A 13718-nucleotide genomic window follows, 5' to 3' on the forward strand; every position below is an offset into this window, starting at 1 on the left:
ATGGCTGACTCGACTCTCGCGCTCGACGTGCTGAAGGCAGACGGCAAGAAGGCTGGCTCCGTGGAGCTGCCCGCCGCGATCTTCGACGTCAAGACGAACATCCCGCTGATCCACCAGGTCGTCGTCGCGCAGCGCGCGGCGGCTCGCCAGGGAACCCACTCGACCAAGCGTCGCGGTGAGGTCTCCGGTGCCGGCCGCAAGCCGTTCAAGCAGAAGGGAACCGGTAACGCCCGTCAGGGTTCGATCCGTGCTCCCCACATGACCGGTGGTGGCATCGTCCACGGTCCCAAGCCCCGCGACTACGGGCAGCGGACCCCCAAGAAGATGATCTCGGCCGCCCTCCTCGGCGCACTGAGCGACCGCGCACGCGGCGACCGTCTCCACATCATCGACTCGTTCGGGTTCGACGGCACGCCGTCGACGAAGGCCGCAGCATCCGTGCTCGGTGCCCTCTCGGCGACGAAGAACGTGCTGGTCGTCATCGAGCGCGGCGACGATGTGGCCGTGAAGAGCGTCCGCAACCTCGCGTACGTCCACGTCCTCACGTTCGACCAGCTCAACGCGTACGACGTGCTCGTCTCGGACGACATCGTCTTCACCAAGGCCGCGTACGACGCTTTCGTCGCGTCGAAGTCGGCGACCACCCAGGAGGTGTCGGCATGACCGTAAACAAGGACCCGCGCGACATCATCCTGAAGCCGGTCGTCTCCGAGAAGAGCTACGGGCTCATCGACGAGGGCAAGTACACGTTCTACGTGGACACCCGCGCCACCAAGACCGAGATCAAGCTCGCCATCGAGAAGATCTTCGACGTCAAGGTCGCCGCGGTGAACACCATCAACCGCGTCGGCAAGGCGCGTCGCACCCGCTTCGGCCTCGGCAAGCGCAAGGACACCAAGCGCGCCATCGTCACGCTGAAGTCGGGCACCATCGACATCTTCACGGCAGTCGGCTGACGGTCGGGACTGAGGACTACAGAACATGGCTATTCGCAAGTACAAGCCCACGACCCCGGGTCGCCGCGGTTCGTCGGTGGCAGACTTCGCCGAGATCACGCGATCGACGCCTGAGAAGTCGCTGCTCCGACCGCTGTCGAAGACCGGTGGCCGCAACAACCAGGGGCGCATCACCACGCGTCACATCGGTGGCGGACACAAGCGCCAGTACCGTCTGATCGACTTCCGTCGTAACGACAAGGACGGCATCGACGCCAAGGTCGCTCACATCGAGTACGACCCCAACCGCACCGCGCGCATCGCGCTGCTGCACTACGCGGACGGCGAGAAGCGCTACATCATCGCGCCGAACAAGCTGTCGCAGGGCGACGTCATCGAGTCGGGTGCCGGCGCTGACATCAAGCCCGGCAACAACCTGCCGCTGCGCAACATCCCGACCGGTACGGTCATCCACGCCATCGAGCTCCGCCCCGGCGGCGGCGCGAAGCTGGCGCGTTCGGCCGGCGCATCCGTGCGTCTGGTCGCCAAGGACGGCCCGTACGCCCAGCTGCGTCTGCCCTCGGGCGAGATCCGCAACGTCGACGTGCGCTGCCGCGCGACGATCGGCGAGGTCGGCAACGCCGAGCAGTCGAACATCAACTGGGGCAAGGCCGGCCGCAACCGCTGGAAGGGCATCCGCCCGACCGTCCGCGGTGTCGCGATGAACCCGGTCGACCACCCGCACGGTGGTGGTGAGGGCAAGACGTCCGGTGGACGTCACCCCGTGACCCCGTGGGGTCAGAAGGAGGGGCGCACCCGCCACCCCAACAAGGAGAGCGACAAGCTCATCGTCCGTCGTCGTACCGCCGGCAAGAAGCGCAAGTAGGTAGGAACAGAAGATGCCACGCAGTCTCAAGAAGGGCCCCTTCGTCGACGAGCACCTGCTTCGCAAGGTCGTGTCGCAGAACGAAGCCGGTACCAAGAACGTGATCAAGACCTGGTCGCGTCGATCGATGATCATCCCCGCCATGCTCGGCCACACCGTGGCCGTGCACGACGGTCGCAAGCACATCCCCGTGTTCGTGACCGAGACCATGGTGGGTCACAAACTGGGCGAGTTCGCGCCCACCCGCACCTTCCGCGGCCATGAGAAGGACGACAAGAAGGGCCGCCGCCGCTGACGCGGGGGCGCTAGAGGAGAGAGAAATGGTGGAGTCCATCGCACGCGTGCGACACATCCGCGTGACCCCTCAGAAGGCTCGTCGTGTCGTTGCGCTCATCAAGGGCAAGCAGGCCGCTGAGGCCCTCGCCATCCTGAAGTTCGCGCCGCAGGGCGCGAGCGAGCCGATCTACAAGCTCGTCGCCTCGGCGATGGCGAACGCTCGGGTCACGGCCGACAAGACGAACGAGTACCTCGACGACCAGGATCTGTTCGTCGCGAACGCGTACGTCGACGAGGGCGCGACGCTGAAGCGCTTCCGTCCCCGTGCCCAGGGCCGCGCTTTCCAGATCAAGAAGCGCACGAGCCACATCACGGTCGTGCTGTCGACGCCCGAGGCGCCGACGGCCGAGGCCGGAACCCCGACCAAGAAGGCGAGCAAGTAATGGGCCAGAAAGTCAACCCGTACGGCTTCCGCCTCGGTATCACCACGGACCACGTGTCCCGGTGGTTCTCCGACTCGACGAAGCCTGGCCAGCGCTACGCCGACTACGTGGCGGAGGACATCAAGATCCGTCGTCTGCTCACCACGTCGCTCGACCGCGCCGGCGTCAGCAGCATCGAGATCGAGCGCACCCGTGACCGCGTCCGCGTCGACATCCACACCGCCCGCCCGGGCATCGTGATCGGTCGTCGCGGCGCCGAGGCCGAGCGCATCCGCGCCGACCTCGAGAAGCTCACCGGCAAGCAGATCCAGCTGAACATCCTCGAGGTCAAGAACCCCGAGGCCGACGCCCAGCTCGTCGCGCAGGGCATCGCCGAGCAGCTCGTGGGTCGTGTGGCGTTCCGCCGCGCGATGCGCAAGGGCATGCAGGGTGCACAGCGCGCCGGCGCCAAGGGTGTCCGCATCCAGGTCTCCGGCCGCCTCGGCGGCGCCGAGATGAGCCGCTCGGAGTTCTACCGCGAAGGCCGTGTGCCCCTGCACACGCTCCGCGCGAACATCGACTACGGCTTCTACGAGGCGAAGACCACCTTCGGCCGCATCGGCGTGAAGGTCTGGATCTACAACGGCGACATGACCAACAAGGAGCTCGCTCGCGAGCAGGCCAACGCGCCCAAGTCCCGCGGTCGCGACGACCGTGGCGACCGCGGCGACCGCCGTCCGCCGCGGAGCCCCCGCAACGAGGCCCCCGTGGCAGAAGGAGCGTCGGCGTAATGCTCATCCCCCGTAAGGTCAAGTACCGCAAGCAGCACCACCCCGGGCGGTCCGGTCAGGCGACCGGCGGCACCGAGGTGAGCTTCGGCGAGTACGGCATCCAGGCACTGACCCCCGCCTACGTGACCAACCGTCAGATCGAGTCCGCTCGTATCGCCATGACGCGTCACATCAAGCGTGGTGGAAAGGTGTGGATCAATATCTACCCCGACCGTCCGCTGACCAAGAAGCCCGCTGAAACCCGCATGGGTTCCGGTAAGGGTTCGCCCGAGTGGTGGGTCGCGAACGTCAAGCCGGGCCGGGTCCTCTTCGAGGTCTCCGGTGTCGACGAGTCCCTCGCTCGCGAGGCGCTCACCCGGGCAATTCACAAGCTGCCCCTCAAGGCACGCATCATCAAGCGCGAGGAGGGCGACGCGTAATGGCGATCGGCACCAAGCAGCTCGCCCCGAGCGAGCTCGACACGTTCGAAGACCAGCGTCTGGTCGAAGAGCTGCGCAAGGCCAAGGAAGAGCTGTTCAACCTGCGCTTCCAGTCGGCCACCGGCCAGCTCGAGAGCCACGGCCGCATCCGCGCCGTCAAGCGCGACATCGCGCGGCTCTACACCGTCATCCGTGAGCGCGAGCTCGGCATCCGTGCCACTCCCGCTCCGGTGGAGGCGACGAAGGCGAAGAAGACCAAGGCCAAGAAGGCGGATGCCGCTGACTCGGCCGCGAAGGAAGAGGCCGAGTGATGGCTGAGACCACCGAGAAGAAGAAGGCTCCCGCCCGCAAGGCGCCGACCAAGGCAGCTGCGGCCGCCGAGGCGCCCGTCGTGGACGAGGCCGTGCAGGCCAAGGGGCACGAGAGCTCCGAGCGCGACGTGCGCGACGCGGACGCCCGCGGTTACCGCAAGTCGCGCCGTGGCTACGTCACCAGCGACAAGATGGACAAGACCATCGTCGTCGAGGTCGAGGACCGCGTGAAGCACCCGCTCTACGGCAAGGTCATCCGTCGCACCTCCAAGGTGAAGGCGCACGACGAGACGAACTCCGCCGGCATCGGCGACCTCGTGCTGATCAACGAGACCCGTCCGCTCAGCGCCACCAAGCGGTGGCGTCTGGTCGAGGTCCTCGAGAAGGCGAAGTAACCCATGATTCAGAACGAATCCCGCCTCAAGGTCGCCGACAACACCGGCGCCAAGGAGCTGCTCACCATCCGCGTGCTCGGCGGCTCCAACCGTCGTTACGCGGGCATCGGTGACGTCATCGTGGCAACGGTCAAGGACGCGATCCCCGGCGGAAACGTCAAGAAGGGCGACGTCGTCAAGGCTGTGGTCGTGCGCGTCATCAAGCACACCCGCCGCCCCGACGGCTCGTACATCAAGTTCGACGAGAACGCCGCCGTGATCCTGAAGACCGACGGGGAGCCCCGCGGCACCCGCATCTTCGGGCCTGTCGGTCGTGAGCTTCGCGACAAGAAGTTCATGAAGATCGTCTCGCTGGCACCGGAGGTCATCTGATCATGGCGAAGATCAAAAAGGGCGACCTGGTTCAGGTCATCTCGGGCGCCAAGCCCGAGCGCGGCGGCGACCGCGGTAAGCAGGGCAAGGTCCTCGAGATCCTTGTCGAGCAGAACCGCGTCATCGTCGAGGGCGTGAACTACGTCACCAAGCACACCCGCGTGGGTCAGACCCAGCGCGGAACCAAGACGGGTGGCATCGAGACGTTCGAAGCCCCCATCCACATCTCCAACGTCGCCCTGGTCGACCCCTCGAGCAAGAAGCCGACCCGCGTCGGCCACCGCGTCGAGGAGCAGGTCAAGGACGGCGTGAAGCGCACGGTTCGCGTTCGCTTCGCGAAGAAGTCAGGCAAGGACCTCTGAATATGAGCACCGATACTGCCGCGCCCGCTGGCAAAATCCAGCCGCGCCTGAAGCAGAAGTACAAGAACGAGATCCAGAAGGCTCTGCAGGAGGAGTTCGGCTACTCGAACGTCATGCAGATCCCCGGTCTCGTGAAGGTCGTCGTGAACACCGGTGTCGGCGAGGCAGCTCGCGACAGCAAGGTGATCGATGGCGCGGTCGACGACCTCGTCAAGATCACCGGCCAGAAGCCGGTCGTCACCAAGGCCCGCAAGTCCATCGCGCAGTTCAAGCTGCGCGAGGGTCAGGCCATCGGCGCTCACGTCACCCTCCGCGGCGACCGCGCGTGGGAGTTCCTCGACCGTCTCGTGAACCTCGCGCTTCCCCGTATCCGCGACTTCCGCGGTCTGTCGTCGAAGCAGTTCGACGGCAACGGCAACTACACGTTCGGCCTCCAGGAGCAGTCCGTGTTCCACGAGATCGACCAGGACCGCATCGACCGTGTTCGCGGTTTCGACATCACCGTCGTGACCACCGCGAAGACGGACGACGAGGGCCGCTCGCTGCTGCGGCAGCTCGGTTTCCCCTTCCAGGCCGCCGAGACCCAGGCATAAGCCATCCATCATCGAAGGTCGTCTGCCGCGTAACGGCAGCCGAAACCTCATGAACGAAAGAAGCATCACATGACGATGACAGACCCGGTCGCAGATATGCTGACCCGTCTGCGCAACGCGAACTCGGCGCACCACGACTCCGTGTCGCTGCCGAGCTCGAAGCTCAAGACCCACATCGCCGACATCCTCAAGCAGGAGGGGTACATCTCCGACTGGATCGTCGAAGACGCCCGCGTCGGTCAGACCCTGACACTCACGCTGAAGTACGGCCCGAACCGCGAGCGGTCGATCGCCGGCATCAAGCGCGTGTCGAAGCCCGGTCTCCGCGTCTACGCGAAGTCCTCCGAGATCCCCACCGTCCTCGGTGGCCTCGGTGTTGCCATCCTGTCCACTTCCTCCGGTCTTCTCACCGACCGCCAGGCCGACCAGAAGGGCGTGGGCGGGGAAGTCCTCGCCTACGTGTGGTGATCTGACATGTCGCGAATCGGACGTCTTCCCATCGACATCCCCGCCGGCGTCACCGTTTCGGTGGCCGGCCAGGATGTGGCAGTCAAGGGCCCCAAGGGTGAGCTCACGCTCACCGTGTCGCGCCCGCTCGAGGTCAAGGTCGAGGAGAACCAGGTTCTCGTCAGCCGTCCCGACGACGAGCGCGAGTCGCGGTCGCTCCACGGACTGACCCGCACGCTCATCAGCAACAACATCATCGGTGTCACCACGGGGTACACCAAGGGTCTCGAGGTCGTCGGCACGGGTTACCGCGTCGCCCAGAAGGGCAGCTCGGTCGAGTTCGCCCTCGGCTTCTCGCACCCGGTTCTCGTCGAGCCCCCCGCGGGAATCACCCTCACGGTCGAAGGCAACAACAAGGTCACCGTGAGCGGCATCGACAAGCAGGCCGTCGGTGAGGCCGCCGCCAACATCCGCAAGATCCGCAAGCCCGAGCCGTACAAGGGCAAGGGTGTGCGGTACGCGGGCGAGGTCGTGCGCCGCAAGGCCGGAAAGAGTGGTAAGTAGCCATGGCTCTCAAGACAAAGAGCGAAGCCCGCGCGCGTCGTCACGCCCGCCTTCGCAAGAAGATCGTCGGCAGCGAGGCTCGTCCTCGTCTCGTCGTCACCCGCTCGGCGCGTCACGTCTTCGTGCAGCTCGTCGATGACAGCAAGGGCCGCACGCTGGCCTCCGCCTCGACGCTCGAGACCGATCTGCGCGGCCTCGCCGGCGACAAGACCGCCAAGGCGCGCAAGGTCGGCGAGCTCGTCGCCGAGCGTGCCATCGCCGCCGGAGTGACCGACGCCGTGTTCGACCGTGGCGGCAACCGCTACGCCGGACGCGTTGCAGCGATCGCCGATGGCGCCCGCGAGAAGGGGCTGAACCTGTGAGCGACAACAAGGAGACCCAAGTGGCAGTGGATGCCGAGCAGACCGCGCCCGCCGAGGCGCCGGCTGCTGCAGCTCAGGCGCCCGAGCGCGAGCGCGAGCCGCGTCGCGGTGGCCGTGAGCGCAACGCCAACCAGCGTGACCGTGGTTCGCGCGACGACAAGAGCCAGTTCCTCGAGCGCGTCGTGACTATCAACCGTGTCGCCAAGGTCACCAAGGGTGGAAAGCGCTTCAGCTTCACCGCCCTGGTGGTCGTCGGTGACGGCAACGGTGTCGTGGGCGTCGGATACGGCAAGGCCCGCGAGGTCCCCCTGGCGATCTCGAAGGGTGTCGAAGAGGCCAAGCGCAACTTCTTCCGCGTTCCCCGCGTCGCATCGACCATCCCGCACCCGGTGCAGGGCGAGGCCGCTGCCGGCGTCGTGCTGCTGCGTCCGGCCGCTGCCGGTACCGGTGTTATCGCCGGTGGTCCGGTGCGCGCCGTCCTCGAGTGCGCGGGCATCCACGATGTCCTGTCGAAGTCGCTCGGCTCGTCGAACACGATCAACATCGTGCACGCGACGGTCGCCGCGCTGAAGCAGCTCGAAGAGCCCCGCGCCGTGGCCGCCCGCCGCGGCCTGGAGTTCGACCAGGTGGCACCCGCCCGGCTCGTCCGTGCCGAGGCCGACGCCATCGCCGCCCAGAAGGTAGGTGCCTGATGGCCGCCCGTCTGAAGGTCACGCAGATCAAGTCCAAGGTGAGCGAGAAGCAGAACCAGCGCGACACGCTGCGCAGCCTCGGTCTGAAGCGGATCAACGACTCGGTCGTTCGTCCCGACGACGCGCAGACGCGCGGCTACGTCAAGACCGTCGCCCACCTCGTCAAGGTTGAGGAGATCGACTAATGGCTGAGAACGAAACCGAAGCCGCCGAGCCCAAGAAGGCTCCGGCGCGCAAGCCCGCCGCCAAGAAGCCGGCCGCTGCGGCCAAGACGAAGGAAGCTCCTGCCACCCGCCCGGGTGTGCTGAAGGTGCACCACCTCCGTCCGGTCCCCGGCGCTCACAAGGCCAAGACCCGCGTGGGTCGCGGTGAGGGCTCGAAGGGTAAGACCGCCGGTCGCGGTACCAAGGGAACGAAGGCTCGTTACCAGGTTCGCGTCGGCTTCGAGGGCGGGCAGATGCCCCTCCACATGCGTACGCCGAAGCTGCGCGGGTTCAAGAACCCGTTCCGCGTCGAGTACCAGGTGGTCAACCTCGACAAGCTGGCCGAGCTGTACCCCGAGGGCGGAGAGGTCACCATCGCGGGCCTCGTCGCCAAGGGCGCGGTTCGCAAGAACGAGAAGGTCAAGGTGCTCGGCACCGGCGACATCTCGGTGAAGCTCACCGTGTCGGTCGACAAGGTCTCGGGTTCCGCCGAGCAGAAGATCGTCGCCGCGGGCGGCACCGTTCAGTAACACCCATGACAGGGGTCGGAGGCTTCCTCCGGCCCCTGTTGCCGTTCCAGTCGGGAGGCGCGGACCACCCCGCGCGCCCGGCTGGGCTACGCTGGCTTCTTGTGCGCTCTCTGTGCGCGCGGAACCATTCCGGAGGAGTCCCCTTGTTCAGCGCCATCGCGCGGGTGTTCCGCACACCCGACCTGCGGAGGAAGATCGGCTTCACTCTCGCGATCATCGCCATCTACCGTCTGGGCGCGCACGTTCCGACGCCGTTCGTGAACTTCCCGAACGTGCAGTCGTGCCTCGACCAGTCGGGAAGCACTGAGGGCCTCCTCTCGCTCGTCAACCTGTTCTCCGGCGGTGCACTGCTGCAGCTGTCGATCTTCGCGCTCGGCGTGATGCCCTACATCACCGCCACGATCATCGTGCAGCTGCTGCGCGTGGTCATCCCGCACTTCGAGACCCTCTACAAGGAGGGGCAGGCGGGCCAGAGCAAGCTGACGCAGTACACGCGTTACCTCACGATCGCCCTCGCGCTCCTCCAGTCGACGACTCTGGTCACGGTCGCACGGTCGGGCCAGCTCTTCGGCGCCACCAGCATCCCCGAGTGCCAGCAGCTCCTCACCAACGACGTGTGGTGGGCGCAGCTGCTCATGATCATCACGCTGACCGCCGGCACCGGCCTCATCATGTGGTTCGCCGAGCTCGTCACCGAGCGCGGTGTCGGCAACGGAATGTCGATCCTCATCTTCACCTCGATCGCCGCGACGTTCCCGTCGGCGATGGGGTCGATCTGGGCCGCCCGCGGCTTCGAGGTCTTCCTCATGGTTCTGGCCGTCGGCGTCGTGGTCGTCGCGCTGGTGGTGTTCGTCGAACAGTCGCAGCGACGCATCCCGGTGCAGTACGCCAAGCGCATGGTCGGCCGACGCACCTACGGCGGATCGAACACGTACATCCCGATCAAGGTGAACATGGCCGGCGTCGTGCCCGTCATCTTCGCCTCGTCGCTGCTGTACATCCCGGCGCTCATCGCGCAGTTCAACCAGCCGCAGCCGGGCCAGGAGGTTCCGGGCTGGGTCGCGTGGATCCAGCAGTACTTCACCTCCGGCGACCAGCCGGTCTACATGGCGACGTACTTCCTTCTCATCATCGGCTTCACCTACTTCTACGTCGCGATCACGTTCAACCCGGTCGACGTCGCGGACAACATGAAGAAGTACGGCGGGTTCATCCCCGGCATCCGTGCCGGGCGCCCGACGGCCGAGTACCTCGATTACGTGCTTACCCGCATCACGCTGCCGGGCTCGATCTACCTCGGTCTGATCGCGCTCCTGCCGCTCATCGCCCTCGCGACGGTCGGTGCCAACCAGAACTTCCCGTTCGGCGGCGCCTCGATCCTCATCATCGTCGGTGTCGGCCTCGAGACCGTGAAGCAGATCGACGCACAGCTGCAGCAGCGTCACTACGAAGGCCTCCTCCGCTGATGGCGCGCCTTCTCATCGTCGGCCCCCAGGGTTCCGGCAAGGGCACGCAGGGCGTGCGCATCGCGGAGTCGTTCGGCATCCCCGTGGTCTCCACGGGCGACGTCTTCCGCGCGAACGTCGCCGAAGGAACCGATCTGGGCCTGCAGGTCAAAGAGATCATCGACGCCGGTCGCCTCGTTCCCGACGAGCTCACCAGCGCGGTCGTCCGCGACCGTCTCTCCCAGGCGGATGCTGCGGGCGGCTTCCTTCTCGACGGATACCCGCGCAACCTCGGCCAGGTGCTGCACCTCGACGAGTTCCTCGAGGGGCGCGACGAGTCGCTCGATGCGGTGATCGCTCTCGTGGTTCCCCGCGACGAGTCGATCGACCGACTGCGCAAGCGCGCGGAGGAGCAGGGGCGTGCCGACGACACAGAAGAGGTCATCGCGCACCGCCTGTCGATCTACGAGTCCGAGACGGCGCCGATCCTCGGTGTCTACGGAACCCGTGGCGTGGTCGACGAGATCGACGGCGTCGGGTCGTTCGACGAGGTGACGGCACGCATCTTCGCGGCGCTGGACGCCCGCGGGCTGTCCCGCTCCGTCTGACGTGCGCTTCCGCACCTCGATCTACAAGTCGCCCGCCCAGCTGCGGGCGATGGTCGAACCCGGACTGATCACCGCCGCCGCGCTCGACGCGGTGCGGGCGAAGATCGCACCGGGTGTGCGGACGATCGAGCTGGACACCGCAGCATCCGCCGTCCTTCGGGCCCGTGGTGCACAGTCGAACTTTCAGATGGTGCGCGGGTACCGCCACACGATCTGCGTGTCGGTGAACGAGCAGGTCGTGCACGGCATCCCGGGGGAGCGCGTGCTCGAGCCGGGTGACATCGTCTCGGTCGACGCCGGTGCCCAGTTCGAGGGCTGGAACGGCGACTCCGCGTTCACGATGATCGTGCCCGGCGATGCTCCCGCCGCGGTCGTCGAGGAGCGCCGGCGTCTGTCGGAGGTGACCGAGGGGTCGCTGTGGGCCGGGATCGCCGCGCTGGCGTCCGCGTCGCGACTGGGCGAGGTCGGCACGGCGATCGAGGCCTACGTCGAGGCGAACGCCCCCGAGGGCGGCTACGGCATCCTGCGCGACTACGTCGGTCATGGCATCGGACGCAAGATGCACGAGGCGCCCAGCGTCTTCAACTACCGCATCAGCGATCCCGGTCCCGAGGTGCGACCGGGGCTCGCCGTGGCGATCGAACCGATGGTGGTCGCGGGCGATCAGGAGACCTTCGTCGAAGACGACGACTGGACCGTCACGAGCGTCGACGGGTCGCCCGGCTCACACTGGGAACATAGCGTCGCGGTGCACGATGGAGGCATCTGGGTTCTGACGTCGCCCGACGGAGGAGCCGCGAAGTTGGCGCCCTTCGGCGTCGTTCCACGAGTGATCGGATAGAGCATGGCTGCGGGTAAGACGAACTGGTTCGCGATCTGGGTGAGCGCCGCTGTCGTTGTGGTGATCGTCGCGGTCGGGGGCATCGTGTGGTTCTCGAACTCGCAGGCGTCCTCGCCGGGCCCGGCGCCCGAGAGCTCGGCGATCAACGAGGAGACCGGCGCGATCGCGGTCGGAAGCGGTCCAAATACGGTCGACACGTACGTCGACTTCATGTGCCCGATCTGCAACAACTTCGAGCAGACCTACGGCTCCACGCTCTCGCAGCTCGCCGACGACGGCACCATCACCCTCAACATCCACCCGATCTCGATCCTCGACCGCGCCTCGCAGGGCACGGAGTACTCGACGCGCTCGGCGAACGCGATGTACTGCGTCGCGGCGGACGATCCGGCCAACGCGCTGCCGTTCCTGCAGGCCCTCTACGAGAACCAGCCGCAGGAGCAGTCCACCGGTCTCGACGACGCGACCCTCACCAGCATCGCCGAGGGCGTCGGAGCGGGGGAGGGCGTCGCATCCTGCATCACCGACGGCACCTACAGCCGCTACGTCGCCGCGAAGACCCGCGAGACCCCCGTGCAGTCGGGCGCCGGGGGCATTTCGACCCCGACGATCGTCGTGAACGGTCAGACCCTCACGAACCAGACCGACCTCACGGGTGACCCGCAGGCCGACATCGTCGCCCGCTTCAGCTGACCCGAAACACCATTTCTGGCTGAGACGCCCCGCCTGGCGGCGCGTCTCAGCCGAATTGTGTGTCTCGGTCACCGGGAGCGCGGATGCGATCGAAGTGTCGCGAGCAGCCCCGGCTGCGGGGCATAGAGCTGTGGCAGGCCGGCCGTCAGTAACGCGGTCTGAAGCGGCGTGGCGCGCATGGCATCGCCCCAGTCCCACCGAGCGAATCCATCGACGTATCGTCGGAGGCGGTCCTCCCGCGTCTTCTCGCGGCGCAGCGCCGACAGGGGATCGCCACCTGCGGCCGTGTACTTGGCGTACCCGTCGGATTCCCCGATGACGAGCCATCGCCGCCAGAGGAAGTCGACGCGATCTTCAACGCCTCCGGAGACGAACCGCTGCTGCAGCTCCGGCTCCGGAAAGCCGAGCCATTCGATCACCGCTCGACTGACGGACTCGCCCGGCGACTCTGCCGTGGGGTCCGCGCGGGGCAGTACCCACTCCACGCGAGCGCGCCCGCGCCGCGCGGCCTGCGAACGGGAGAGGTCGCGGAGCTCGGCCACGGACAGAGCCGGGCCGGCCTGTCGAAGTACGGCGTCGACGACGGCCAGCGCGAACGCCGGTGGTAGCACGCGGGCCAGGTCCAGGGCCGTGATGTCTCTCGACGTCATGTACGGGCCGTCGCCCACGATGCGGCGCGAATCGGCGCCGGTATGCACGAGCACATCGCCGAACCGACGTGAGCGCGTCCGCGCGTGGTCGAAGACATGGATGTCGCGGGGTTCGCCGAAGATCGGCAGCCGTTGCAACGCTGCGGCCGACTCGAAACAGAACACGGCGCCAGGGTGGGAGAGAGCGAACGCGTGGACTCGCACGAGGTATCGGTCCCACGGGGCGAGGGTCGCCCACGCCGCACGATCGACGTAGACACCGGGACGCACGCGCTCGAGCGTCGGCCCGCTCCGTGCGCGGACGTGCGTGAGCTCTTCGTCGGCGCGGGTGATGAACCCGAGGGGCGAGGAGGCGGCGGGCGGCGAGGTGTGACCGATCATTCCGACAGCGTGGCCGCCGAAGCGGCTCGGCGGCGGCGCGGATGTCGGGGGTGTGGATGGCTCCGTCGGTCCCGTCCCTGGGGAGGACCACCCGCGAAACACACCGATCGGCTGAGAAACCACGCCAGGCGGTGAGTGCTGCCCGATCGACGTGTCTCAGGGGCGGCGCGGCGGGGCGAAGTTGCCGGAAGGTGACGCGTGGCGTATGCTCGTTCTTTGGTGCGTTGCGCCTACTTTGGCGTGCTTCTGCACCGACACCCATCCACCGCAGACCGACCGGTCTCCAAGTGATAGCGAGTATATGGCGAAGAAAGACGGTGTCATCGAGATCGAGGGCACAATCTCCGAGGCGCTGCCCAACGCGATGTTCCGCGTCGAGCTGACCAACGGACACAAGGTGCTCGCCACGATCTCGGGCAAGATGCGACAGAACTACATCCGCATCATCCCCGAAGACCGCGTCGTCGTAGAGCTGAGCCCCTACGACCTCACGCGCGGTCGAATCGTCTACCGCTACCGCTAGGCCGGTCGAGAAGTAAC

General features: G+C 66.9%; 24 protein-coding genes. 23 read left to right on the top strand and 1 reads right to left on the bottom strand.

Going from position 1 to position 13718, the window contains the following annotated elements:
* The 22 genes from rplD (at position 1) to DEU34_RS02390 (ending at position 12147) form a co-directional block, all read left to right on the top strand.
* Positions 1-663 carry a 50S ribosomal protein L4 gene (gene rplD, locus DEU34_RS02285; RefSeq protein ID WP_116648290.1) on the top strand — a complete coding sequence of 221 codons (663 nt, stop codon included), beginning with the start codon at positions 1-3 and terminating at the stop codon, positions 661-663.
* On the top strand, positions 660-956 hold the full coding sequence (gene rplW / locus DEU34_RS02290; RefSeq protein ID WP_116648291.1) for a 50S ribosomal protein L23: 297 nt from the start codon (positions 660-662) through the stop codon (positions 954-956). The genes rplD and rplW overlap by 4 nt, the downstream gene beginning before the upstream one ends.
* Positions 957-981: 25 nt before the next feature.
* A complete protein-coding gene (rplB, locus tag DEU34_RS02295) occupies positions 982-1821 on the top strand; it encodes a 50S ribosomal protein L2 (RefSeq protein WP_116648292.1) in 840 nt (279 codons plus the stop codon).
* 13 nt (positions 1822-1834) lie between these two features.
* A complete protein-coding gene (rpsS, locus tag DEU34_RS02300; protein WP_116648293.1) occupies positions 1835-2116 on the top strand; it encodes a 30S ribosomal protein S19 in 282 nt (93 codons plus the stop codon).
* A gap of 25 nt (positions 2117-2141) precedes the next feature.
* A complete protein-coding gene (gene rplV / locus DEU34_RS02305) occupies positions 2142-2540 on the top strand; it encodes a 50S ribosomal protein L22 (protein ID WP_121148515.1) in 399 nt (132 codons plus the stop codon).
* Positions 2540-3310 (top strand): 30S ribosomal protein S3, encoded by a 771-nt coding sequence (gene rpsC / locus DEU34_RS02310; RefSeq protein ID WP_116648295.1) that lies wholly within the window; start codon positions 2540-2542, stop codon positions 3308-3310. Before rplV ends, rpsC begins: the two co-directional genes overlap by 1 nt.
* Positions 3310-3729: a 50S ribosomal protein L16 gene (gene rplP, locus DEU34_RS02315; protein ID WP_116648296.1), complete on the top strand. Its 420-nt coding sequence runs from the start codon at positions 3310-3312 to the stop codon at positions 3727-3729. The genes rpsC and rplP overlap by 1 nt, the downstream gene beginning before the upstream one ends.
* Positions 3729-4040: a 50S ribosomal protein L29 gene (gene rpmC / locus DEU34_RS02320; protein WP_116648297.1), complete on the top strand. Its 312-nt coding sequence runs from the start codon at positions 3729-3731 to the stop codon at positions 4038-4040. Before rplP ends, rpmC begins: the two co-directional genes overlap by 1 nt.
* The gene (gene rpsQ / locus DEU34_RS02325; RefSeq protein ID WP_396652098.1) at positions 4040-4435 is read left to right on the top strand and encodes a 30S ribosomal protein S17; all 396 of its coding nucleotides are present in this window, start codon (positions 4040-4042) and stop codon (positions 4433-4435) included. Before rpmC ends, rpsQ begins: the two co-directional genes overlap by 1 nt.
* A gap of 3 nt (positions 4436-4438) precedes the next feature.
* Positions 4439-4807, top strand: a complete 369-nt coding sequence (gene rplN / locus DEU34_RS02330; RefSeq protein WP_116648298.1) for a 50S ribosomal protein L14 — start codon at positions 4439-4441, stop codon at positions 4805-4807.
* A gap of 2 nt (positions 4808-4809) precedes the next feature.
* Entirely contained in the window at positions 4810-5169 is a 360-nt protein-coding gene (rplX, locus tag DEU34_RS02335) for a 50S ribosomal protein L24 (RefSeq protein ID WP_116648299.1), read from the top strand.
* A gap of 2 nt (positions 5170-5171) precedes the next feature.
* A complete protein-coding gene (gene rplE, locus DEU34_RS02340; protein WP_116648300.1) occupies positions 5172-5762 on the top strand; it encodes a 50S ribosomal protein L5 in 591 nt (196 codons plus the stop codon).
* A 69-nt stretch (positions 5763-5831) separates the two neighbouring features.
* Positions 5832-6230: a 30S ribosomal protein S8 gene (rpsH, locus tag DEU34_RS02345; protein WP_116648301.1), complete on the top strand. Its 399-nt coding sequence runs from the start codon at positions 5832-5834 to the stop codon at positions 6228-6230.
* Between the two features lie 6 nt (positions 6231-6236).
* Complete coding sequence (gene rplF, locus DEU34_RS02350; RefSeq protein WP_121148518.1) at positions 6237-6773, top strand: 50S ribosomal protein L6; 537 nt, start codon at positions 6237-6239, stop codon at positions 6771-6773.
* A gap of 2 nt (positions 6774-6775) precedes the next feature.
* Entirely contained in the window at positions 6776-7135 is a 360-nt protein-coding gene (gene rplR / locus DEU34_RS02355; RefSeq protein WP_121148520.1) for a 50S ribosomal protein L18, read from the top strand.
* Positions 7136-7155: 20 nt separating this feature from the next.
* The gene (rpsE, locus tag DEU34_RS02360; RefSeq protein WP_259460006.1) at positions 7156-7827 is read left to right on the top strand and encodes a 30S ribosomal protein S5; all 672 of its coding nucleotides are present in this window, start codon (positions 7156-7158) and stop codon (positions 7825-7827) included.
* Complete coding sequence (gene rpmD, locus DEU34_RS02365) at positions 7827-8012, top strand: 50S ribosomal protein L30 (protein WP_091484804.1); 186 nt, start codon at positions 7827-7829, stop codon at positions 8010-8012. The genes rpsE and rpmD overlap by 1 nt, the downstream gene beginning before the upstream one ends.
* The gene (gene rplO / locus DEU34_RS02370; RefSeq protein WP_116648304.1) at positions 8012-8560 is read left to right on the top strand and encodes a 50S ribosomal protein L15; all 549 of its coding nucleotides are present in this window, start codon (positions 8012-8014) and stop codon (positions 8558-8560) included. The genes rpmD and rplO overlap by 1 nt, the downstream gene beginning before the upstream one ends.
* Before the next feature lie 143 nt (positions 8561-8703).
* The gene (secY, locus tag DEU34_RS02375) at positions 8704-10026 is read left to right on the top strand and encodes a preprotein translocase subunit SecY (RefSeq protein WP_116648305.1); all 1323 of its coding nucleotides are present in this window, start codon (positions 8704-8706) and stop codon (positions 10024-10026) included.
* Complete coding sequence (locus tag DEU34_RS02380) at positions 10026-10613, top strand: adenylate kinase (RefSeq protein WP_121148524.1); 588 nt, start codon at positions 10026-10028, stop codon at positions 10611-10613. The genes secY and DEU34_RS02380 overlap by 1 nt, the downstream gene beginning before the upstream one ends.
* Before the next feature lies 1 nt (position 10614).
* Complete coding sequence (gene map / locus DEU34_RS02385) at positions 10615-11454, top strand: type I methionyl aminopeptidase (protein ID WP_121148527.1); 840 nt, start codon at positions 10615-10617, stop codon at positions 11452-11454.
* Positions 11455-11457: 3 nt separating this feature from the next.
* Positions 11458-12147: a thioredoxin domain-containing protein gene (locus tag DEU34_RS02390; protein WP_121148529.1), complete on the top strand. Its 690-nt coding sequence runs from the start codon at positions 11458-11460 to the stop codon at positions 12145-12147.
* A 68-nt stretch (positions 12148-12215) separates the two neighbouring features.
* Here the strand turns inward: DEU34_RS02390 and DEU34_RS02395 are convergent, their stop codons facing one another.
* The gene (locus tag DEU34_RS02395; RefSeq protein WP_121148531.1) at positions 12216-13178 is read right to left on the bottom strand and encodes a hypothetical protein; all 963 of its coding nucleotides are present in this window, start codon (positions 13176-13178) and stop codon (positions 12216-12218) included.
* Positions 13179-13479: 301 nt separating this feature from the next.
* On the opposite strand from DEU34_RS02395, the gene infA reads away from it, so the two are divergent.
* Complete coding sequence (gene infA / locus DEU34_RS02400) at positions 13480-13701, top strand: translation initiation factor IF-1 (RefSeq protein WP_116648310.1); 222 nt, start codon at positions 13480-13482, stop codon at positions 13699-13701.
* Positions 13702-13718 lie beyond the last annotated feature (17 nt).

Source organism: Microbacterium sp. AG1240, from assembly GCF_003635115.1.
Taxonomy (GTDB): domain Bacteria; phylum Actinomycetota; class Actinomycetes; order Actinomycetales; family Microbacteriaceae; genus Microbacterium.